Below are 22,553 nucleotides of genomic sequence, written 5' to 3' on the forward strand. Positions count from 1 at the left end.
CCGTGGCTTGTGAGCATTCATTCGATTCCCAGCAAGGAGGACCTTTGTGTTCCCTAAACCGCCTTTCTCGTTTAAGCTTAACTCGCACTCTTACACGGCTGGAGAAAGATTTGTCTGCCAACTCGCTGTGCCATCAGATGTTCCAATATCCCGCGTCAAAAATATAAGTTTAGATTTCTTTCGCCTGGATAGACTTCGCAACCAATTTGCATTCGGCTTCGGTTCCGCTCCGCGGGAAACAGGCGGATTGTTAGAGTTGGAGCAGAATTTCCCTGCCGACATGATACCTGGATTCTATAGTGTTGGGCGAGCAATACTGTCGCTTGTGCCCCTGGACGATAATGGCGCCGATCAGAACGTTGTCATAGAATTTCCACAGGTAACCATAGAGGTGCGAGAGAGCATCCAACTGCCGGTTACCGCCGAACTCGTCGAGAAAGAGGTCGCAGCCATCGGCATGCGTCGAGCCCTGCTAGCAAAGAAACCTCACTTGGTTGCCCCGGTGACAAAACGAGAAGAAGGATCGCGCTTCTTAGTTCGGGTGTTCGCCGTTGGCTGCCTCGTCCATGCGCCTCAGCAACTGGAAGGATTTTCAATTCTTCCACTTGGTCTGGGACTGTCCCATCGTAATATGTGGGAGATTGTAAATGGTTTCCTCGAGAGCGATGGTCAGCAACCGTTGGCCTTTGTAGAACAAACGGAACAATCTTTTATGGATTCGACTCCGATTTTTGTTGTGACCTACGAAGAAGTCGTTGCCACTGATATTGACGCTGCTAGCGAATATTGCGTAAAGCACTCGCAGAATATTTTCAGAATTCTCGGGATAGACCGAGGGCAAAAACCTCGTGCCTTCGCTTACGTGATAGGCCAGTACGACACTTCAAATTGGTGGCATTGGTTCGCTTTCCCCGGCTATCAGGGAAATTGGCTAAGCGAATTCAATCCGGTAGAAACCTCAAATCAAATAGAGAGATTGTTACCTCGACTTGAAGCAAATCCGTTCTCAAGACTCATTATTAGTACCTACGGCGATGCTACGGGAGAACAGGAATATGGTTTTGCGCTACTTCGTTTCTGGACCGTGATGGAGTTAGTCGCAGAACACACTGTAGCTGGCGGCACGCCATTAGCAAACCCTGACGGCTCTACCATCTTAAATGGCAAAGGTAATCCAGAAACAACCTCAAGCAAGCACGGGCGTGTTTACGTGTATATTCTTTCTAATGGATTATATTCTTTCACAGGTCACTATATAGAAGATGGTATACAAAAGACCGTATTTATTGGCGATGTCACAAGCCTGAATGCAAGCACGGCAAACGAGGTGATTTCTTTGTGGGATATGGTTCGTGCTGTTTATGCAATAAGAAACTCTATCGCCCACGAAGGCCAGTTCGATCCAGCGAAAGCGCAGACGGGTGACAAATACCAACAGCTGGCCGCTCGCCTTACGACGCGTCTTCAAGGTCCTGATCCGCTACAGTTTATTAAATGGCAGGCGCGGTATGCAATTGGGCGTGAGGCCTAAGGAATCGGCTATGCCGGTGTAGCGACCGACTCGCTTCATGGCTTTTGCCCCTATTGATTAGCCTTGGAGCCTCGATCATCTCCTCCCTCAGCGCCGCCTGCCCTACCGTGACTTGAAGCTCGCCGCACCAAGGCCTCCACTGGGTTCCGGCATTTCTTCCTACCAGGGCCGTCCCCCTCACTGCCGCTTAAAATACTGCACCCACCCGCTTGTGCTTCTCCGCAGCCTCCCGCGTCTCAAACGTCCTAGGTTCCTGCGCTTGCCGGTCTTTTCGTCCCTCTTGCACGAATAGAGGCGGTATTTCCGTGCTTGAGTTTCCGGATCATCTGTCTCTCCCTGATCGATCAGGATTTCCGCTTGCCCTTGATGTCCCGCGCGTGCTCGATTGCCCCGCGGCCCAGCCTGTCGATCAGCTCCTGCGCCTGTTCGCCCGATATTCCTGTACGGCAGCGGCATCCCGCGCGAGATCGCCGTGGCCCAGGGTTTTACGCCGAGGCGGTCCGTCATTGCCGGCCCCTCCAGCCCCTCACCCCGCGTCAATGGCAGCAAACGTCGCCACTGATCGACATTCGCATCGCGGCCGCTGCCTTGCTTGGTGTCGGGGCAGGTTTGTCGTGCTAGGATCGCCGGTCGGCACCCTGCTGCCCCAGCGCAACGCGGCTGCAAGTGCCGGTTCGAACGTATGCCGCCAGGCTGGCGGCGCGAGATTTTCTTGCCGCGGATTTTTGCAGGAGCAAGGGGACATCGATGAGCGCAAGGGACCGATTTTTCCGTAGCCTGGTGGCTGGCGTGTTTGCCGGTGTCTTCTGGATGGATGCCGCGCTGGCGCAGGGCGCTGGGTGTGCGTTCGCGCCGGTGGCCGGTACGTCCCGACAGATTGTGAGATGTCAGGAAGGCCTGACCATCATTGTCGAAGGTGGCGCTCGTTTCACGCTGGTGGACCGCGACCGAAACGGCAAGGTCGATGCGGTCAGGCTGCGGCGCAAGGCGCTGCTGCTCGATGCTCCGGCCGGCTCGATCCCGGCTGGCTTCGCGGTTGTCACCCCGCAGGCGATCGCCGCGGCGCGCGGTACCAAATGGGCAGTCGACGTCGGCCGGGGCAAGACGTCTGTCTTCGTCCTCAGGGGTCGCGTCGCCGTGAACCGGCCGGCGTCCAGAGCCGGCGTGGTCCTGGCGCCGGGCGACGGCGTCGACGTCGAGGCCGGAACAGGGCCGCTGACCGTCAAGCGCTGGCCCGCCAAGCGCGTTTCCGCCTTGCTGGCCCGTTTCGGCCAGTGAGCCGCAGTGAGCCGGCGAGCGCTCCCGACGCTGATCGCGCTCATCCTGGCGGGTCTCTGGGGCGCCGGCCTGGGCTTCGCGCACTGGCGCGGCAATCTGTGGTTTCTCGATCGCGTCGAAGCGACGATGACCGATCTTCGAACGCTTGTTCGAGGAACCGCAAAGCCGCCGGAGCTGATCACCATCGTCGCGATAGACGATGAGGCGGTGCGGCACGAGGGTGCATATCCCCTCAGCCGCGCCACGCTTGCCCGGCTTGTCGATACGATCGCGCGCCTTGGACCGAAAGCCATCGCGCTCGACCTGCTGCTGGTCGATCCCGGGGAAAAAGACAACGATGAGGCGCTCGCGCGTTCGCTGAGCGGGAGTGCGAGCGTCATCGCTGCCGCGGCGGTCTATCCCGGAGGTGAACAATGGGCGGTGGCCGAGGGCGACGGACCCATCGCCGGCGTGCCGAATGCCGAGCGGTTTCTGTGGCCGCTCAAAGCATTCTCGGATGCCGCAGCCGTCGGCGTCGTCAACGTGACCACCGACAAGACGGGAACGCCCCGCTTCGTGCCGTTGCTGTTTCGGGCCGGAGATCGGCTGGAAACGTCTTTCCCCTTGCGTGTTGCCGCCATGGCAGCAGGAGGGGATCCAGAAATCGCAGCCGATCATCTATCGCTGGGCGGACGCTCAATCCGGACCGACATTGGTCACATCCTGCCTCTGACGTTTTATGGCCCCCGCGGCACGATCCGCACGATCAGCGCGGCTACCGTGCTGGAGGGCCAACTCGATCCCCGCACGATACTGGATCGAATCGTGGTGATCGGAGCCACTGCAACCGGCACCGGCGATGTCTACCCGACACCGTTCGATCCCATCCTCCCGGGCGTCGAAGTCATGTCGACGGCGATTGCCCATCTGATGGCCGGCGACGCAGTCGTGCGGGACCAGTATGTCCGGCTTGCCGATGCCGGCTTTGCGGTGGTGCTGCCAATGGTCCTTGTCGGGCTGTTGGCATGGCGGCGAAACGCCGGCGGCCTCGCCGCGATCGCCGGCGTGGTCCTGATCTGGCTGGTGGTCAACATGACCGCTTTCCTGCACCACATCTGGCTGAGCGCCGCGCTGCCGATGACCGCCGCCATTCCGCCGGCCATCCTGTTCGGCGCCGCGCAGCTTTGGCTGGGCAGGAGCCGGGCCCAATTTTTCGCAACGCAGAGCCAATTGCTTCAACGCGTTGAGGCCCCCGGCATGGGCGAGTGGCTGGCCAGGCATGGCGACTTCCTCTCGGAACCCATCCGGACAGACGCCGCCATCCTGTTCATCGACCTGTCCGGCTTCACCGGACTGAGTGAAACATTGGGACCGGTCGCCACGCGCGAACTCCTGAACAGTTTTCATGCGTTGGTCGGCGAAGAAGTGACGAACTGCGGTGGCGTCGTCACCAGTTTCATGGGCGACGGAGCCATGATCCTGTTCGGCCTGCCGGAACCGGCGGCGAATGACGCCTTCAATGCCGCCCGCTGTTGCGTGGGGCTCTCCAGCCGCACCAACGATTGGCTGGCGTCGTTGCCTGCATCGACCGCATCTCGACTCGGCTTCAAGATTGGAGCCCACCACGGCACGATCGTCGCTTCTCGACTCGGCGGCGAAGGCCGTCAGCACATCGCGGCCATAGGCGACACAGTCAACGTTGCCAGCCGCCTGATGGAGATCGCAGCCGACCAGGATGCCGAAGTCGCCGTGAGCGACAAAATGCTCGATGCCGCCGGCCGCGACTGCGCGTTGTTCAAGTCCGGCACCCTGAAAGGACCCATGGAAACACAGATCCGCGGGCGATCCGGCTCGCTCGCTATCTGGCTTTGGCGCAGTGCAGGGACGCAGCCGTAGAGCGCTGCCGCCAGGCCTGCGTGATCATGCGCGAACGCCTGCACGAAGGGGCGCCGTGGAACTCGACGGCGGAGGCTTCACCCTACGAATCCAAGTTGACGGGTTCCTTGGGGCGCCGGCGCGTTGGTTGACGAGCATCAAACGCAAAAACCCGCCTGTGCGGCGGGTCATTGGCGCAAATCAGCACCATGGGCAAATATGTAGCATAGCTGCCCCCACCATGTCAAGAATAAATTCCTATCGAAAAGCCACCGGAACAAAAGCCGTCGACACCGCCGGACTGGCCGTCGTCAGGCTTTGTTGACCTGAGTTTGGAGCCCTGAGGCGGAGGGTCGGAGAGCGCCCAGACACAATCCAGAAACAATATTCAACAGTTCGGAAAAACTGGCGAAAAGATCGGATGGCATAACCTCCCGCGGCGGCCGGAAACGGCTGCGGTAGCCGTTGCTCGGCCAAGACGGGAAAGAATGGAAATGGACCAAGGTTTCGATATCGCCGAACTGGATGCGGCCGAACTGGATGCGGCAAGACCGGACAGCCAGCCGGAAACTGGCCTGGCAATCGTTGATGCGCTCGTGGAGGCCGCTCACGGCTCCGGAAGGCGCGCGCACAGCCAGGTGCTGACGGGCGCCGACTTTGCCCGGCAGGGGCAACCCGGTGAGCGGCTCGATACCGTCTTCGAAGAGCTCGCCGAGACATTTGCCGCGTTGCCGGCGGTGATCTCCGACGGGCGTGTCTGGACCTATCAGGAGATCAATAACCGGGCCAACCAGTTCGCCCGCCTGCTGGTCAAGCGAGGCGTGCGAAGGGGTGACCGGGTCGGGCTCATTCTCGACCGGTCGGCGGAGACCTATGTTGCCGTGCTGGCCGTGATGAAGGCGGGCGCGGCCTTCGTGCCGCTGGCCACCGCGTTTCCCCAGGAGCGGATGACGCTCATCATCGAAGACGCCAGCGTCAGCCTGGTCGTCACCATCGCCGCATACGCGTCGCGAGCCGATCAACTGCCCGTTCCCCACCTGTTGATCGACAGCGCCGCCACCGAGATCTCCAAACAGTCGAGCGCGCCGCTGAAGCCGGACGCGAAGACCGCTGTATCGGACGACACCTGCTACATCCTCTACACCTCGGGCACCACCGGCAAACCCAAGGGCGTGGTCATCAAGCACCAGAGCTTCGTCAACTTCATTCGCGTCGCCGCCGCCTCCTACGGATACCGGCCGGGCGATCGTGTCTATCAGGGCATGACCATCGCCTTCGACTTTTCCTCCGAAGAGATCTGGGTGCCGTTTGTCGCCGGCGCGACGGTCGTGCCGGCGCCGGGCCAACTGCCTCTCGTCGGCGAGGAGCTGGCGGATTTCCTGCGGCTCCATGACATCACCTGCATGGCCTGCAGCCCGACCCTGTTGTCGTCCATGGCGAGCGACGTGCCCAGCCTGCGCACCCTGCTGGTGGGCGGCGAGGCCTGCCCGCACAATCTGGTGGTGCGCTGGTCGAAGCCGGGGCGGCAGATCCTCAACACCTATGGCCCGACCGAAGCGACCGTCACCGCAACCATGGGCGCGCTGACGCCCGACAGTCCGGTGACGATCGGCGCGCCGTTGCCGACCTACTCGATCGTCATTCTCGACGCTTCGCTGCCGCAGCTTGCCGAGCCGGGTGAACTGGGTGAGATCGGCATCGCCGGCATCGGGCTCGCGGTCGGCTATCTCAACCGGCCGGACCTGACGCACCAGAAATTCATCGCCGATTTCCTCGGCCTGCCCAACAACCCGTCGCAGCGCATCTACCGGACGGGCGATCTTGGCCGCATCAACGACAGGGGCGAGATCGAGTATAACGGGCGCATCGATACCCAGGTGAAGATCCGCGGCTACCGCATCGAACTCGGCGAGATCGAGGCGGTGCTGCTGGACCAGCCGGAGATCGCGCAGGCTGCCGTCACCACCTGGGAGATCGAGCCCGGCCGCGTCGAACTCGTTGCCTACTACGCGCCGAAACCCGGCCTGCCGGCGATCTCCCGCGCCGATCTCGCCCAGGTGATGAAGCGACGCCTGCCCGATTACATGGTGCCCTCCTATCTGGAGGAACTGCCGGCGATCCCGATGACGGTCTCCAACAAGGTCGACCTTCGCCAGCTGCCGAAACCGACAAGCCTTCGGCTGTCGGCCGATCGCACGCTGGTGCCGCCCGGCAATGACGACGAGCGTTTCCTGGCCGACGCGCTGGCCGCGGTGCTGAAATTCGACGAAGTGTCCGTCGAGGACAATTTCTTCGACGATCTCGGCGCCAACTCGCTGCTGATGGCCCATTTCTGCGCGCGCGTGCGCACCAGGAAGGAATGGGCGACGACGTCGATGCGCGACATCTATCTCTATCCGACCGTGGCGCGGCTGGCCAAGCACCTGAGCGTGGCGGAAGAGATGACCACGGCCACCAATGAGCGTGCCCTCACCCGCCAGGCATCGAATTTCGCCTATTGGACCTGTGGCGCCGCGCAGCTCGTGTTTTACGGGCTCTACAGCTATGTGGCGCTGTGGGCGATCAATGACGGCCTCAACTGGATGTATGACGCGCTCGACAATCCGCTGCAGCTCTATTTGCGCTGCGTGGCGCTGTCGGCCGCCGTGTTCTTCGGCATGTCGGGCTTTGCCGTCATCGCGAAATGGGTTCTCATCGGCCGCTGGAAGGCGGAGGCGTTTCCGATCTGGGGCCTGCGCTACTTCCGCTTCTGGGTCGTCAAGACATTGATCCGCACGGCACCCGTCGTGCTGTTCCGGGGCAGCCCGCTCTACAGCTTCTATTTGAAGCTGCTCGGCACCAAACTCGGGAAAAACGCCGTCATCGAATCGAAATCGGTGCCCGTCTGCACGGATCTCATTTCAATCGGCGCCAACACCATCCTGCGCAAGGAATCGATGATCCTCGGCTTCAGGGCCCAGTCCGGCTACATCCACACCGGCCCGCTGACCATCGGCCGCGATGCCTTCGTCGGCGTCGGCTCCACGCTCGACATCGACACCAGGATCGGCGACGGCGCCCAGCTCGGCCATTCGTCCTCTCTGCACCGTGGGCAAAGCATCCCGGACGGTGAGCGCTGGCATGGATCGCCAGCCGTGCCGACCACCGCGGACTATTGCAAGGTGCGCAACGTCGATCCTTCCAACATCCGGCGCTTCCTCTTCGAAGCGGTCCAGCTGATTGGCCTGTTTGCCATCGTCACTCCGCTTCCGCTGCTGTTCCACAGCTATTGGGAGAACGTCGGCGACGACTATCAGGAGACCATCGGCATTGTCGCGATCGGCACCACGGTCACGCTTTTCGGCTACATCGCCGTCGCCTTTCTCGCGGCAACGCTGGTGCCGCGCCTGTTCAGCCTGATCCTGAAGCCCGGCCGCACCTATACCCTTTACGGCTTCCGCTACTGGCTGCAGACCGTTGCAGAATTCTCGAGCAACTCCCGCGTGCTCGGCCTCCTGTTCGGCGACAGTTCGGCAATCGTGCACTACATGCGCGCCATCGGCTGGAACCTCAACAAGGTGGTACAGACCGGTTCCAATTTCGGCAGCAACCAGCAGCACGAAAACCCGTTGTTGTGCGAGATCGGCACCGAGACCATGGTGTCGGACGGACTTTTCATGATCAACATGCACAAGTCCGCCTCCGCATTCAGGCTCGAGCCGACGCGGATAGGCGAGCGCAACTATCTCGGCAACAACATCTATTACCCGCCGGATGGACGCACGGGCGACAACGTCCTGCTCGGCACCAAGGTGATGATCCCAATCGACGGGCCGTTGCGCGAGAATGTCGGCCTTCTCGGTTCGCCGTCCTTTGAAATCCCCCGCATGGTCAACCGCGACAAGGAACTCATCGCCGGCGTCGACGAGGACGACCGCCGCCGGCGCATCCCGCTCAAGAACCGCCACAACATGGTGACGATCCTGCTGTTCGTCGCAACACAATGGGTCATGCTGTTCGCCACCCTGGCGATCTGGGACCGCGCGCTGAACTACTATACCGAATGGGCCGAGGTCGCCCTCTTCGTCGCCGTGCTTTTGACATCCGCGATCACCATTCCGTTCTACATCCTTGTCGAGCGGGCAAGCCTTGGTTTTCGCAGGCTGAAGCCGCAGATGACGACGATCTACGACGTCGCCTTCTGGCGCCACGAACGCCACTGGAAGCTTGCGGATTCGCCGATCGTGCGCCTGTTTGCCGGCACGCCGTTCCGACCGATGATCCTGCGCATGCTGGGCGTCAAGGTCGGCAAGCGGGTCTATGACGGCGGTAGCAACCTGACCGAGCGTTCGCTGGTCGAGATCGGCGATGACGTCACGCTCAATGAAGGCTGCGTCATCCAGGCCCATTCGCTGGAAGAAGGCGCGTTCAAGTCCGATTACATCCGCATCGGCAACGGCTGCACGCTTGGACCTTCCGCATTCGTCCATTACGGCGTCGTCATGGGCGAAGGATCGGTGGTCGATGTCGACTCCTTCGTGATGAAGGGCGAAGAGCTGGAGCCCTACTCAATATGGCGGGGCAACCCGGCCAAGCTGCACCGGTTCGTGGAGCCGGTCACGGACGATGCCTCCACGGCATCGGCTTGAAGACCGGAGAAATCCGCCTCGCCTCCCTGACCAAGGCCAACCAGGCCTTGGTGGCGTCCCTGGAACTGGCCCCCGACCAGATGGATTTCGTTGCCAGCAATGCGGAGTCCCTGGACGAAGCCGCGTCTGACGGGGACGCGCGGCCGCGCGTCGTGATGGCTGGGGATCGTATGGTCGGTTTCCTGATGTACGAGGCGCCGCAGGATGACGACGAAGCACGGATCTACCGTTTCATGATCGACCGGACCTGGCAGGGCAGAGGCTACGGCAAGGCTGCGTTGCGCGAAGTGCTGGACGAAATCAGGAGGCTCGGCCACATCAGGCACGTTTCAATCTGCTACGAACCGCACAATGAAGCAGCACGACAGCTCTATCGTGCCGCTGGTTTCGTGGAACAAGGGCTCGACGAGGATGGAGAAATGATCGCCGACCTCGCCTTCGCGGCGGATGATCGTTGACGCGGCCGCCCTCCCCTGAAAGCGCGCTTGCGCAAGCGTCCCTGCTGCAGGCCATGGTCGCCATTGCGCCCAAAAGTGTCCGGGTCGGATGCCGGGTCATACAAGACGGCGACGAGGCTCATCTGCTGCCCGAGGAAGCACGCTCGATCCTCGCGCGCCAGCCGGCCATGCGGCGCGCAAGCGGAGCGGCGCGCTGGATCGCCCACGGGCTGCTGGCGGATGTCGGCGTCAACGATTTCGCCATCCTGCGCGCGCCATCCGGCACGCCGGTCTGGCCCGACGGGATAACCGGTTCGCTCGCTCATGACGACGAAATGGCCGTGGCGGCGGTTGCGCCCGTTGCCGACATCGGCTCCCTCGGCATCGACGTCGAGCCCGCCCAACCCTTGCCCGACGACATCCTCGCGCTCGTTGCAACCCGTTCGGATCGGACAGACGCGGCGGACCGGCGTCTTGCCGGTCGCGTGCTGTTTTGCGCCAAGGAAGCGGTCTACAAGGCGGTCTATCCGCTCGATCGCGAGATCCTGGGCTACGAGGACATTGAAGTGGACCTCAATGCAGGCCGAGCGATGACGAAAGGGGGCCGCAAGGTCAGCCTCGCCTACTGCGTTGCCCCGCGCGTGGTCGTCCTGGCGTTTGTTGACGGGGGGCGGTTTAGATCTCGTGCGGATGGTGGAAACGGGTGACGGCCGTGACCTACCGCCCCCTCAATGCCGCTTGAAATACTGCACCTCGCGCTCATGCTTTTCGGCCGCCTCGCGTGTATCGAAAGTCCCGAGATTCCGCCGCTTGCCGGTCTTTTCGTCCTTCTTGCCCGAATAGAGGCGGTATTTTCCGTCCTTGAGTTTCCGGATCATCTGGCTCTCCTGATCAGGACCGCCGCTTGCCCGTGAGGTTGCGCGCGGCCTGCTCGACCGCCGCGCGGTCGTGGCCCAGCCTGTCGATCAGTTCCTGCGCCTCGTCACCCGATATGCCGGTGCGCATTGCCAGCGCCTCGACCGCCAGGACATCGGAACTGGCGATCTCGCTTGTTTCCGGCAGCGCGTCGCCGGCCGTCAACGGCAGCGCCGCCTCCCTGTCGATCTCGGCCGCGGCCTGGTGCCAGTGCTGTTCGGGATCGCCGCCGCCTTCGCGTTCCCAGATCTCGTATGCGCGCTGCTGGATTTTTTCGTGCCGATCGTCGCCCATGGTCAGTTCCTCCGTTGCGTCAGGGAAGAACGCCGAACCGATCCGAACGATCCAAAAAAAATCTGCGCGATCGTTGGTCCGTTTCTGGGACTGCGCGAGGCGCTGGGTAGCCGCCCTGCGCAGGCCCCTACTGGCACTGCCGCCTCGGACCGCCGGCGTATGGTTGGTAGCTGTTGTCCTCCGGGCGGTAGGAGCGGTAACGGCTGAAGCAATAGTCGACATGGTCGGCGTCCGTGCTTGCTTGGATGCCCAACCCTGCGCCCTCGACATAGCTGGCCTCGACAGGTCCAGCGGTGCCGTCGGCGCCGCCATAGGGCGAGATGCAGGGGCGCTGCTGCCCGCTATAGGAGATGTAGCTGTTGTCGTCGGGCCGGTAGGAACGGTAGCGGCTCGCGCACCACGCCAGATGCGGAGGCGGCAGGTCGACAGCGCGCGCCGCGGGCGCAATGGCGCCGGTGACGGTGGCATCGCTCGCCTGGCGGACCCTTGGCGCACTGGTGCCGATATCGGGCGCCGCGGGTTGCTCACCTGGCACGCGCTCGAAGCTCTGCGCCGCCTTGTTCACCGGCTGCGCCTTCCTGGTCCACAGCTCCGCCACGCTGAGGGTGGCCCTTGCCTGCTGCGCCGGCTTGGCGGCGAGCAACCAGGCCGCGAAGGCCAGTCCACTGCCGAAAACCGCAAGGGTCAGCACGAAGCCGCAGACCAGTCCCATCACCGCTTTCATGCCACTCTCCTTAAGCCCCTGCTTGTAGAATGCAGAGCCTCGAGGCTGGTTCCAGCGAAACGCCCGCACGACGGGCCTGGTCAGCGAATTCCTCTCTGAACCCTACTCCCCAACCACTTCCTGATACCCCTTCACCTCGCCATCCAGGCCGCGAAGCCGCCAGCTCTCCCCGTCGCGTCCCTCGATATAGCAAGGCCCGATCGGCACCTTGCCGCCGCCTTCCGGCAGGTCGAGAACATAGACCGGGTTACAGATACCCGACAGGCGGGCGCGCAGCGCGGCGGCCAGCGCCTGGCCTTGCGCGATGGTTGTGCGGCGGTGCGCCATGCCGCGCGCGAGGTCGCCATGGTGCAGGTAATAGGGTTTGACGCCGAGCCGGTACATCAGCTCGCGGCAGAGCTCCTCCAGCACCTCGACCGTGTCGTTGACGCCTTTCAAGAGAACGCTCTGGTTGAGCAGCACGAAGCCGGCTTGCCGCAAGGTACGGCAGGCCGCTTCGGTGGCGTCGGTGATCTCCCGCGCGTGGTTGAAATGGGTGACGACCGTGACCATCAGCCGGCCCTGCAGGGCCGCGACCAGCCCCGGCGTGATCCGCGAAGGTAGCGCCACCGGCACGCGCGTGTGGATGCGCAACAGCCGCACATGCGCGATCGCCTCGATGCGGGCCCGGATTTCGGCCAGAGCCTTGTCCGGCAGCGAGAGCGGATCGCCGCCGGTCAGGATCACTTCACGGATTTCCGGGTGATCGGCGATATAGGCGAGCGCTGGCTCCAACGCCTCGCGCGTATAGCCGCGGCCGATCGAGGTCAGCGATTCCTTGCGAAAGCAGAACCGGCAATAGACCGCGCATTGATAGGTCGGGAACAACAGCACCCGGTCGGCATGGCGATGCGTCAGCCTCGGCGCCGGGCTGAACGCGTGGTCGGCGATCGGATCGTCGAGCTCGCCGTCCTGCTCCAGCAATTCGTCCGGCGACGGGATGACCTGCGCCCGGATCGGGTCGGCGGGATCGTTCCAGTCGATCAGGTCGAGATAGGCTTTCGGGATGCGCACCTTGTGGTTCGCGGCCGCGGCTTGCGCCGCCGCGCGCTCGCCCGGTGACAGCGGCAGGAACGCGAGATCGCGCACATGGCGCACGCCGGCGCGGACATCGGTCTGCCAAGTGGCGTCGGAGGTGTCGATGCGCTCGCTCGCATCGGAGAAGTTGGCGTCTGAAGTCATCTGATGTCTCGGGGGCAATTTCTGGCGGAGCTATCGGCCGGATGGCCAGGCGGGTCAACCACCTGCATGGCGCAGACCCGTCGACGCGAGCCCATAGGTATTTAAGCAAAATGGCACTATTCTGCGCAGTCCAGGAGTTTCAGGGAAAACGGATGGATTTCAGCACAGGCCATGGCTACCTGCTCATCGGCGGCCTCATCCTCGTTGGCGCCGGCCTGCTGATCCTTTCGCTGATCGTCAATCTGCGCGTCGCCCACAGCGTGCGCGACGATGTACGCCACCGCGAAAAACTGCTGGAATACTACCGCAACATCTTTTCGCAGCTGGGCGTGATCCTGATCGGCATAGGCGTGTCGCTGTTCATCTTCTTTTTCCAGCAGAACTACCAGGACCAGCGCAGACGCGAAGCGGAACTGCAGCAGGTCCTGGCCAAGCTGGCGGCGCGCATCGCCCACGGCGCCCCCATCGTCGGGTCGCTTGGCCAATTCGACGCACTGCTGGATGAAGGCGGGGCCTATGTCAGCCCCGAACTTGGTGGAACCAACGCCGCGATCGGCGCGCAGGGGGCGGAGCTCGGCAAGCAGGTCGGCGAGATCGCGCTGGTCGAGCGCGACATCGACGTCCGCGACTTCGACGTCCTCAACCTGTCGCGCGATTTCGAATCGTCATTCGTCGTCAACGAGCTCGATCCCACACTGTGGTTCGACATCGTGCGCGACGAGAGCGAGATCAAATATGCCACTACCCAGCTCGCCCTCGACTACAAGGACCTGCAGGATGCGATCGGCGGCCAGCCGGTCGAGCTTGCGATCGCCAATCCTGAAACGGGGCGCAAGATCAAGCACGAGGTGCTTGACGTCTTCTACGATGCCGATCTCCTGCGCCAGCGCAGCAGGCGGTTTCTCGGCCGTGCATGCTGGCTCTTCAGCCACGGGCGCAGCTTTGTCAGCCTTGCACCGGTCGATGCAATCGAAGCCGATGCGAGGTCGCATCAGGAATGGATCGACCGGTCGAAACCCTTCCTGACGCAGGCGAAGTCGGGCAACGGCGATTGCTTCAAACTGCTCCAGTACGGCCCGTCGCCTTGAGCTGCCGCCGGCACTGTTCGATTTGACGCTCAGTTGCCCACACGTTGCAGCGTGCCGAGATGATTGTCGTCGAGAAAACCTATGGTCATGGCCGACGCCTTGCCGTCCGGGCCGACGACGAAGCTCACGCCGGTTGGCCTGTCCGGGGTCTCGGCATCTGGAAAGGTCAGGAAAATGTCGCCGTCGAAATGGGTCAATGAATAGGACCGGGCTGCAGCCGGGCCTACCCTAAGCACGAGGTCGTCTCCCACTTTCGACACGATTGCGTCGCCGATGAAGTCGTTGGCGTAGCGGCCGGCATAGGCACTTGCCGGCCCGGCCGGCCTCGTCGGAGATGGTGGCGCTGCATAGGTAGCCTTGGCTGCCGCAACGGCCGGGCCGAACAGGCCTGCATAGATATCGTCCCACGCCTTGACCCAGTCCTTCTCGACCGTGCCGTCGAAGACGAGATCGGCGAAGCTGTCGGACAATCCCTCCGGCAGGCCCGTCGGAAAGGCGTTGGTGATGATGACGATGCCAAGCTTCTCCTTCGGGAAGACTGTCACCAGGGTGCGCGCACCGACGCTGAAGGCGCCGGCGTGGCCCCAGCTCAGGCCGTGCCGGCCGAATTCGACATTCCAGCCGAGGCCGTAGAACGAGGCACCGCCGGAGACGGGGTTGTTGCCGCGCGCCATCAGCGGAACATGCGTCTGGTCCCGCGCATCGGCGGCAATCAGTGTCTTGCCGGCGTAGACGCCGTTGCCGATGATGAGGCGCACCCATTGCGAAAGGTCACGCGCCGTGGAACTGACGCCGCCGGCAGGCGCCTGCGCATCCGGATCGCGCTCTATCTTCGCGGCCCAGGCGCCATCGACCCTGACGTGAAGCGCGGCGCGGTTGGTGTGCTTGACGAAGTCCGAATGGCGCGAACTGGTCGAGGTCATGCCAAGCGGACGGTAGAGCTTTTCCTCGGCCACCTCCTCCCATGGCTTGCCTGTCGGCGTCGCGGCCGCCACGGCACCCTCCGTCAATCCGAAATTGCTGTAGGAATACCCGGCGCGAAAGCTCGACGATGGCGGCACGAACCGCAGGCGATGCAGGATTTCGGCGCGGTCGTAGCCAATGTCCTCGAGGTCGTCGCCGGCGGTGCCGGGAAGCCCGCTGCGATGCGAAAACAGGTCGCGGACGGTGAGCTGGCTTGCCGGATAGGGATCGGCCAGCCGGAAGGCCGGATCGAGGTCGGCGATCTTCGAATCCCAGGACACGATGCCGTCGCTGACCAGCGCCGCCACGACGGTTGCGGAGACGGGCTTGGAAAGCGATGCGATCTGGAACACCGTGTCGGCGTCGACGACCTCGGGCTTGCCGGCCTCGCGATGCCCGAACCCCTTAAGGAAGATCACCTCGTCATCATGCACGACGGCGATGGCGAGACCGGGTACCGCACCCTCCGCGACGGCGGCTTCGGCGAGCGCTTCAAGCTTGGGCAGGGCAGCCGTGATCCGCTCCGGCGTGATGCCGTCGGCCGGCGCCGTCTGCGGCCAAAGCACCATGGTAGCGATGAGGGCCCAGATCCTCCAATGCCAAATTCTCCAATGACGGAGATTCCGATTCAGCCGCATGAGCGAGCCTCCTCTATGTGCATTCACCTTACGATCATACAGACCCGCGCGGGTGAGGCCAGCCCACGCGCCATCCGTCATGGGGCGAGTAATCGGGTCCTGCAGTCAACCCTCGGGGCCCATGCGGGCAAGGCAGCGGGCCTGGTCGCGCGGGCGGCCGAGCTCCTGATAGCGCGAGGCCGCCTCGTCGAAGGCGGCGAGCGCGCGGATCTCGTGGTTCTGCGCCCGCCGCTGCACACCGCGCGCTTCCCAAAGGGCGGCCGCCCAGGGGCCACCATGCCACATGCCGGCGATGCGCTCGGCGTCGTTCAGGCGGCGGTCGACCTGGTCCAGTTCGCCCGCCTCGGCAAGCGCGATCGCAGAGGCCGTGCGCAGCGCCATCGAACAGGGCTGGCAGGCGCCATGCGTCAACAGCCGGTCGCCGGCGAGGATCTCCTGCGCCACCATCTTGGGTGTCGCCGCCGCCCGCACGGCCAGCGCCTGCATGCGCATGATCAGGTGCGGCGACAGCCATGAGCGTTCGGCGTCGGTGAGACCGCGTTGGATGAGCCGGCTGGCGCGCCATTTCTGGCCGCGCTCCAGCGCGATCTCGGCCAGCCGCTCTATGGCGAGCACGCGGCCGGCCACCGCGTCCGCCTCAAGCAGCAGCCGCTCGGCCTCGGTCAGGTGGCGCTCGGCCTCGTCGAGGTCGCCCGAAAACAGCGCCGCCTCGCCCAGAAGCAGGCAGGCAAGTCCGCGACCGGCATTCGATCCGGCCTCCTCGGCCACGGTGAGCAGTTCGCGGGCAAGGCCTGCGACTTCGGCATGGCCCGAGGCGCTGCAGAGGCAAAATTCGGATAGGCAAAGGTGGCCATCGAAGACATGCTGCACGAAGGCCGGTTTGGCGCGAACCCATTCGATGAATTCGGAGCGGAACAGTTGCGGCCACTGCGCCCGCATCATCGAGGCGATGCCGAGCAGCGCGCTCGCCTCGCCGACTTCGCGCGGCAGGTCGGCGCCGAGCGCCAGGTCGCGGGTGTGCCTGGCGATCTCGCTTGCCTTGTCGAACTCGCCGCTTTGCAAATGCACCAGGCCCCAGGCGAGCGAGGTGCGGATGTGCTCCGACGGGTTGACGGTCGCGGCGCCGGAGAGTGCGAGCGCCTTCTCGTAAAGGGCAATGGTCGCCGCACTCGGCCCAACGCCGAGTTCGGCGTGCAGGTTGTCGCGCAGCTGGTTGAACTGGCGGATGGCCTCGACACGGTTGCCGGCATCGAGTGCCGCCTGCATCAGCGCGCACTGGGCCTGCTCGTCGGCAGGGTCGAGCGCGATCAGGCGCTGCCATAGGCCGCCGGCGCGCAAAAGATCGCTGTAGCGCTGCTGCAATTGCGCGCGCGGTGTGTCGAGCCACTCGACGAAAAGATCGTCCGGCAAAAGCCTGCCACCATAAAGGTCGGCGGCGCACTCATAGGCGCTCCGGTCACCACCGCGCAGCGCCGCCTTGGCGGCGGCCTCGAAGCTTTCGGCGTCGATCTCGAGCTCGGCATGCGGGGCAAGCGAGACGATGTCGTTGCTCACCTCGATCAGGTCGTGGGCCCCAAGTGCGCGGCGCGCGAAATGAATGGCCTTGCGCAGATTGGCGCCGGCCGCCTCGGGATCGGCGTCGGGCCAGAAAATTTCCATGGCCTGCTCGCGGTGGATACGGTGCGCAGACCTGAGCGCCAGCAGCTTGACCAGGGCCGAGGCGCGGTCGCGTCGCCAGTCGGCCGCCGGGATCGGGCGGCCATCGACGCTGACGGCGAAGCGGCCGAGCAGATGGATCGAAACGCGCATGCAGGCACCATCACGAAAGCCAGGCCCTGGGCGCGCTAGAGCCGTCACCAGCCAGGGAGCGTCGGGGAACGCTGGCGGAACATAGATTTCCTAATTTGCCCTCGCAATCGAATTCCAACAGGAAAGGAAAGCAACCATGTCACTCCGTATCGCAGACATCGCCCCCGACTTCACCGCCGAGACCACCGAAGGCACGATCAGCTTCCACGAATGGCTGGGCAAGGGCTGGGGCATCCTGTTCTCCCACCCCAAGGACTACACGCCCGTGTGCACGACCGAACTCGGCTATATGGCGCGCCTCAAGCCCGAGTTCGACAAGCGCGGCGTCAAGGTGATCGGCCTCTCCGTCGACCCGGTCGAGAAGCACGCCGGCTGGGCCAAGGACATCGCCGAGACGCAAGGCATGGCGCCGAACTTCCCGATGATCGGCGACCCGACGCTCGCCATCTCGCAGCTCTACGACATGTTGCCGGCGTCGGCCGGCAACAGCGCCGACGGACGCACCGCCGCCGACAACCAGACGGTGCGCAATGTCTATGTCATCGGCCCGGACAAGAAGATTAAGCTGGTGATATCCTACCCGATGACGACGGGCCGCAACTTCGACGAGGTGCTGCGCGTGATGGACTCCCTGCAACTGACTGCCAAGCACCGCCTGGCGACGCCGGTCAACTGGAAGCCAGGCGACGACGTCATCATCGCGGGATCGGTGTCGAACGACGAAGCGAAGCAACTCTACCCGCAAGGTTGGAAGGAGCCGAAGCCCTACATCCGCATCGTGCCGCAGCCAGTCCTGACCTGATATCGACCAGCCTACCTGGACTTGGACGGCCAACACTTTGGCGGCGAGGACAAGGGAAGTCCCGCCGCCACGACGGGAATGATCGATTAACTGGGAAACATTGGTGGGGAACAAAGATGAACACCGCAAGCAAACCGCGTATCGTCGTGCTGGGAGCTGGTTTCGGCGGCCTGGAACTGACGACGCTGCTTTCCGAAGCGATGGGCGACAGCATCGACGTGACGCTGATCGACCAGAGCGATTGCTTTGTATTCGGCTTTTCCAAGCTGGACGTGATGTTCGGCCTGAAGACGCCGCAGGCCGTGCGCCTCCCCTACAAAAACTACGCCAAGGCCGGCGTCAGGATGCTGAAGCGCACCATAACCTCGATCGACCCCGAAAGGCGCCGGGTGACCACCAATGACGGCGTGTTCGACGCCGACCACCTCGTCGTCGCGCTGGGGGCCGAATATGATTTCGACGCCACGCCAGGGCTTTCGGGAACCAACGAGTTCTACACCGTGGCCGGAGCGGAGCGGCTGCGCGACGTGCTGCCGACCTTCAGAAAAGGCAAGGCGATGGTCGCCGTCTGCGGGGCGCCCTACAAGTGCCCACCCGCGCCCAGCGAATGTGTGTTGATGCTGCACGACTATCTGGTCAGGCTGGGCGTGCGCGAGGCCTGCGAGATCGCCCTGGTGCTGCCGTTGGGCAGCCCGGTACCACCCTCGCCCGACACCTCGCGAGCGCTGCTGGTGGCCTTTGCCGAACGCGATATCAAGTTCGTCCCCGGCAGGCGCGTCGCCTCCGTCGACAATGCCCGCAATGTGGCGGTGCTCGACGACGGCACGGAAATGCCGTTCGATCTCTTCCTCGGTGTTCCCAAGCATCAGGTGCCGCCGGTGGTGCTGGAAAGCGGCATGGCCGAGAACGGCTGGATCCCGGTCAATCCGCGTACGCTCGAAACAAGATACGAGAACGTCTATGCCGTCGGCGACGGCGCCAACACCGGCACGCCCAAGGCCGGCGTGTTCGCCGAGGGTGCGGCGCGCGCCGTTGCTACCGGCCTCATCGCAAAACTGCGTCAGAGCGGCAGCGGCTCGCTCTATGACGGCTTCGGCACCTGCTATATCGAGTTCGGCGGCGGCCGCATCGGCAAGGTCGAGGTCGACTTCTTCTCAGGCCCAGCACCGACCGGCACCTACTACGAGCCCTCGGTGGCGCTGCGCGCTGACAAGGAGACTTTTGGATCGAGCCGCCGCTCGCGCTGGTTCGGCCTCTAAGGCCAGAGGATGAAGAGCGCTTGGGGGCCGGATACCCTCCGGCGCGGTCATGATGCCCGAAGCGTGCAGGCGAGCCCCTACGCCGATTTCACCAAGCCTCCCGGCGATCACCTCATCGACCATGAGTGCGATTTTGACTATCCTGTCGGCAATCACGATGGTCCACGAGGACGCCGCCACGGAGGGGTGCTGCAATGGTTGGAGCTTCGGCCGGCTTGCCGCGCTATGCGGATGCCGTTCAGCGCTTTCGCATCGAGGATGAAGTCGCGCGCCTTCGCGGCGACCCCTCGACCGGCATCAATGCCTGCGTCGAATGCTGCGATCGCCACGCCGGGCAAAACCGGCTGGCGTTGCGCGCCATCTCCGCCAATGGCGAGCTGCGGGAATTCAGCTTCGATGATCTTCGCGACATGTCGGCGCGCGTCGGCAATATGCTGAAGGTGGCCGGCGTCGGCCCAGGTGATGTCGTCGCCGGCATGCTGCCGCGCATCCCCGAACTGGTGGCGCTTATCCTCGGTACTTGGCGGATCGGCTCGGTCTACCAGCCGCTGTTCACCGCCTTTGGCCCGAAGGCCATCGAGCACCGGCTGAAGACCAGCGGTGCAAAACTCGTCGTCACCAACATGGCCAATCGCGGCAAGCTCACCGAGGTGGAGGATTGCCCCCGCGTGGCGACCATCCTTGCCCCTGCCGAGACCTTGCCGGCGGGCGACATCGATTTCCGCGCTGCGTTGGAAGCCGCCTCGACGTCCTGCGAGCCGGTCATGCGCAAGGGCGACGACCTGTTCATGATGATGTCGACCTCGGGCACGACAGGCCTGCCCAAGGGCGTGCCGGTACCGCTGCGAGCGCTGCTGGCCTTCGGCGCCTATATGCGCGATGCGATCGGGCTCACGCCCGACGACGTCTTCTGGAACATCGCCGATCCGGGCTGGGCCTATGGCCTCTACTACGCCATCACCGGCCCCTTGCTGCTCGGCATCGCCACGACCTTCTACGAGGGCGCCTTCACCGCCAAAAGCACCTACGACATAATCGAGCGCCTCGGCGTCACCAGCCTCGCGGGTTCGCCGACCGCCTTCCGCCTGCTGCTGGCCGAAGGCGCGGCGCCCGCCGCCCGCATCAAGGGTCGGCTGCGCGTCGTGAGCAGCGCCGGCGAGCCGCTCAACCCGGAAGTCATCCGCTGGTTCGACGCCCATCTTGGCGTACCGATCCATGACCATTACGGCCAGACCGAAAACGGCATGTTGGTCAACAACCATCACGGCCTGTCGCACCCGGTGCGCCCGGGCTCGGCCGGCTTTGCCATGCCGGGCTACCGCATCGTCGTGCTGGACGAGGCCGGCCAGGAGCTCGGCCCCAAGCAGCCCGGCATCCTCGCCGTCGACATCGCCAACTCGCCGCTGCGCTGGTTCGACGGTTATCACCAGGCGGAAACTCCGGCGATTTCGTGCGGCTATTACCGCAGCGGCGACACGGTCGAGTTCGAGCCGGACGGCTCGATCAGCTTCATCGGCCGCGCCGACGACGTCATCACCTCGTCGGGCTATCGCATCGGCCCGTTCGACGTCGAAAGCGCGCTCATCGAACACCCGGCGGTCAACGAGGCAGCGGTTGTCGGCGTGCCCGACCCGCAGCGCACCGAGATCGTCAAGGCTTTCGTCATCCTGGCATCTTCGTTTCGCGGCAGCCCGGAACTGGCCGAGGAACTGGCGCAGCACGTCCGCAAGCGGCTCTCGGCCCACGCCTATCCGCGCGAAATCGACTTCGTTAGCGAATTGCCGAAGACGCCGAGCGGCAAGATCCAGCGCTTCTTGCTGAGGAAGGCGGAGGTGGAGAAGCGGAAGGGGTAAGGCGTGCCGCGCAATAGCCGCAAAGCTGCTTGATGGCTCCCAATCTGTCGATCGCCATAAGGGGGGCTATGTCATGCGGTTGGTCTGGATGATCGTTTTCGCACTCGCGACCGGAGCGGCTTTCGCGGCCTCGCCGGAGGACGACTATATCGCCGCACGCGTTAAGGCGATTTCCGCTATCGCAGCGCTGGAAGGCGCGAACGAACCCGTGGAAACGCTCGATGCCGCCGGGACGAAAGCGCTGGCCGATCTCGAAAAGCGGCTTTCAGCCCTTCTCGGCCCCTTGGCGGTTTCAGGTTTTCCGGCAACCGGCACGATCAATCTCGAAAGCCTGAGCGATGCCGATATCGGGTTCGGCATGCTGGACGGGTTGCGCTACACCAATGGCGACGACGGCCCGAGCCTGGTGGCAACGACGCGGGGGCTTCTCGCGCGCTGGCTCCAGTCCAAAGCCGCCGAGATGGACGCGAGCTTCAGACTGCCCATAGGTATCGACGCGGCACTGAAGCTCGATGCCTTCTACACCCAGGCGATCAACAGCGATGCCGCGTTCACGGGGACGCTCGACTTTCCGCTGAAGAAGCCTGAAGGCGCCGACATCGCCTTTGCGCGGCTCGGCGGCTGGGCGCAGGACATAGGACCGAACCCCGACCAGCAGGTCATCGTCACGCTCGTCAGGGGCAACAGCGTCATGATCGCCTCGGCACCCGCGGCACCGCCTGTTCCAAAGATCGCGGCGTGCGACGCCTTGTGGGCCTCGGCGGACGCCGCCGCCCAGAAATTCCAGGAGGCCTACCAAGCCTCGGACCTCAAGGACCAAACGGCGTATGATGCCGCCAATGCCGCCTGGGAAAACGGTGACACCGACTATCGCGCCTGCATGGGCGAGCACCTGCCAAGCGAGCCGGTCTTCCCGGCGCTTCTCGCCCAGGCCCAGCAGCTTGCCGATCATATGGCCGGCAAGTAGGCCTGCCCCGGCGCGTAGGGGGCGCCGCGCTTCCTCAGCCCCGCCGGCCAAGGCAAGGCTCGGTTCGGACGCTACTCCTTGGCGCGATAGGCCTCCGGCACGACGAAGACTTCGTCGGCACGGCCATAGCCGCCGTCGGCGACCTCCTCCACCAGCACCATCGTGTAGGGCCGGACGCCTTCGCCGAAAAAGTCGACGAACATTGCCGTGGTTCGATGGATGAGGTCTTCCTTCTGCGCCTTGGAGAGAGCCGCTTGCGGCATCTTGATGTTGGCGAATGGCATGATCGTTT

The 22,553-nt window shown here is 63.8% G+C and carries 18 protein-coding genes; 11 read left to right on the top strand and 7 right to left on the bottom strand.

Features of this window, described 5'->3' with window-relative positions:
* The first annotated feature begins 46 nt into the window (after positions 1–46).
* From HNQ71_RS24680 to HNQ71_RS24705, 6 genes are all read left to right on the top strand, one after another.
* A complete protein-coding gene (locus HNQ71_RS24680; RefSeq protein WP_184875296.1) occupies positions 47–1,531 on the top strand; it encodes a hypothetical protein in 1,485 nt (494 codons plus the stop codon).
* A 747-nt stretch (positions 1,532–2,278) separates the two neighbouring features.
* Entirely contained in the window at positions 2,279–2,809 is a 531-nt protein-coding gene (locus HNQ71_RS24685) for a FecR domain-containing protein (RefSeq protein WP_184875297.1), read from the top strand.
* A gap of 6 nt (positions 2,810–2,815) precedes the next feature.
* Positions 2,816–4,684 (top strand): CHASE2 domain-containing protein, encoded by a 1,869-nt coding sequence (locus tag HNQ71_RS24690; protein ID WP_184875298.1) that lies wholly within the window; start codon positions 2,816–2,818, stop codon positions 4,682–4,684.
* A 467-nt stretch (positions 4,685–5,151) separates the two neighbouring features.
* Positions 5,152–9,291 carry a Pls/PosA family non-ribosomal peptide synthetase gene (locus HNQ71_RS24695; protein WP_184875299.1) on the top strand — a complete coding sequence of 1,380 codons (4,140 nt, stop codon included), beginning with the start codon at positions 5,152–5,154 and terminating at the stop codon, positions 9,289–9,291.
* Between the two features lie 26 nt (positions 9,292–9,317).
* Positions 9,318–9,749 (top strand): GNAT family N-acetyltransferase, encoded by a 432-nt coding sequence (locus tag HNQ71_RS24700; protein WP_246462115.1) that lies wholly within the window; start codon positions 9,318–9,320, stop codon positions 9,747–9,749.
* Positions 9,746–10,435, top strand: a complete 690-nt coding sequence (locus HNQ71_RS24705; protein ID WP_246461996.1) for a 4'-phosphopantetheinyl transferase family protein — start codon at positions 9,746–9,748, stop codon at positions 10,433–10,435. Before HNQ71_RS24700 ends, HNQ71_RS24705 begins: the two co-directional genes overlap by 4 nt.
* Positions 10,436–10,456: 21 nt before the next feature.
* On the opposite strand, the gene HNQ71_RS24710 is transcribed toward HNQ71_RS24705, so the two are convergent.
* The 4 genes from HNQ71_RS24710 to HNQ71_RS24725 all read right to left on the bottom strand — a co-directional run bounded on the left by HNQ71_RS24710 (position 10,457) and on the right by HNQ71_RS24725 (position 12,882).
* On the bottom strand, positions 10,457–10,606 hold the full coding sequence (locus HNQ71_RS24710; RefSeq protein WP_184875301.1) for a hypothetical protein: 150 nt from the start codon (positions 10,604–10,606) through the stop codon (positions 10,457–10,459).
* Between the two features lie 13 nt (positions 10,607–10,619).
* Positions 10,620–10,937, bottom strand: coding sequence for a DUF2934 domain-containing protein (locus tag HNQ71_RS24715; RefSeq protein ID WP_184875303.1), 318 nt, complete (start codon positions 10,935–10,937; stop codon positions 10,620–10,622).
* Positions 10,938–11,064: 127 nt separating this feature from the next.
* Complete coding sequence (locus tag HNQ71_RS24720; protein WP_184875305.1) at positions 11,065–11,661, bottom strand: BA14K family protein; 597 nt, start codon at positions 11,659–11,661, stop codon at positions 11,065–11,067.
* A 102-nt stretch (positions 11,662–11,763) separates the two neighbouring features.
* On the bottom strand, positions 11,764–12,882 hold the full coding sequence (locus HNQ71_RS24725) for a KamA family radical SAM protein (RefSeq protein ID WP_184875307.1): 1,119 nt from the start codon (positions 12,880–12,882) through the stop codon (positions 11,764–11,766).
* Between the two features lie 152 nt (positions 12,883–13,034).
* Here HNQ71_RS24725 and HNQ71_RS24730 point away from each other — a divergent pair, with 152 nt between their 5' ends.
* On the top strand, positions 13,035–13,970 hold the full coding sequence (locus HNQ71_RS24730) for a hypothetical protein (protein ID WP_184875309.1): 936 nt from the start codon (positions 13,035–13,037) through the stop codon (positions 13,968–13,970).
* 29 nt (positions 13,971–13,999) lie between these two features.
* On the opposite strand, the gene HNQ71_RS24735 is transcribed toward HNQ71_RS24730, so the two are convergent.
* Complete coding sequence (locus HNQ71_RS24735; protein WP_184875310.1) at positions 14,000–15,571, bottom strand: serine hydrolase; 1,572 nt, start codon at positions 15,569–15,571, stop codon at positions 14,000–14,002.
* Between the two features lie 105 nt (positions 15,572–15,676).
* Positions 15,677–17,380 (bottom strand): AfsR/SARP family transcriptional regulator, encoded by a 1,704-nt coding sequence (locus HNQ71_RS24740; RefSeq protein ID WP_184875311.1) that lies wholly within the window; start codon positions 17,378–17,380, stop codon positions 15,677–15,679.
* A 136-nt stretch (positions 17,381–17,516) separates the two neighbouring features.
* On the opposite strand from HNQ71_RS24740, the gene HNQ71_RS24745 reads away from it, so the two are divergent.
* From HNQ71_RS24745 to HNQ71_RS24760, 4 genes are all read left to right on the top strand, one after another.
* Complete coding sequence (locus HNQ71_RS24745) at positions 17,517–18,182, top strand: peroxiredoxin (protein ID WP_184875312.1); 666 nt, start codon at positions 17,517–17,519, stop codon at positions 18,180–18,182.
* A 116-nt stretch (positions 18,183–18,298) separates the two neighbouring features.
* Positions 18,299–19,441 (top strand): NAD(P)/FAD-dependent oxidoreductase, encoded by a 1,143-nt coding sequence (locus HNQ71_RS24750; protein WP_184875313.1) that lies wholly within the window; start codon positions 18,299–18,301, stop codon positions 19,439–19,441.
* A gap of 194 nt (positions 19,442–19,635) precedes the next feature.
* A complete protein-coding gene (locus HNQ71_RS24755) occupies positions 19,636–21,294 on the top strand; it encodes an acyl-CoA synthetase (protein WP_184875314.1) in 1,659 nt (552 codons plus the stop codon).
* Between the two features lie 73 nt (positions 21,295–21,367).
* Positions 21,368–22,261 carry a hypothetical protein gene (locus HNQ71_RS24760; protein WP_184875315.1) on the top strand — a complete coding sequence of 298 codons (894 nt, stop codon included), beginning with the start codon at positions 21,368–21,370 and terminating at the stop codon, positions 22,259–22,261.
* Positions 22,262–22,332: 71 nt separating this feature from the next.
* Here HNQ71_RS24760 and HNQ71_RS24765 read toward each other — a convergent pair whose 3' ends face one another.
* On the bottom strand, positions 22,333–22,545 hold the full coding sequence (locus tag HNQ71_RS24765; RefSeq protein WP_127263805.1) for a tautomerase family protein: 213 nt from the start codon (positions 22,543–22,545) through the stop codon (positions 22,333–22,335).
* Between the last annotated feature and the right edge of the window lie 8 nt (positions 22,546–22,553).

Origin of the sequence: Mesorhizobium sangaii (genome assembly GCF_014207355.1) — a bacterium.
Taxonomy (GTDB): domain Bacteria; phylum Pseudomonadota; class Alphaproteobacteria; order Rhizobiales; family Rhizobiaceae; genus Mesorhizobium; species Mesorhizobium sangaii.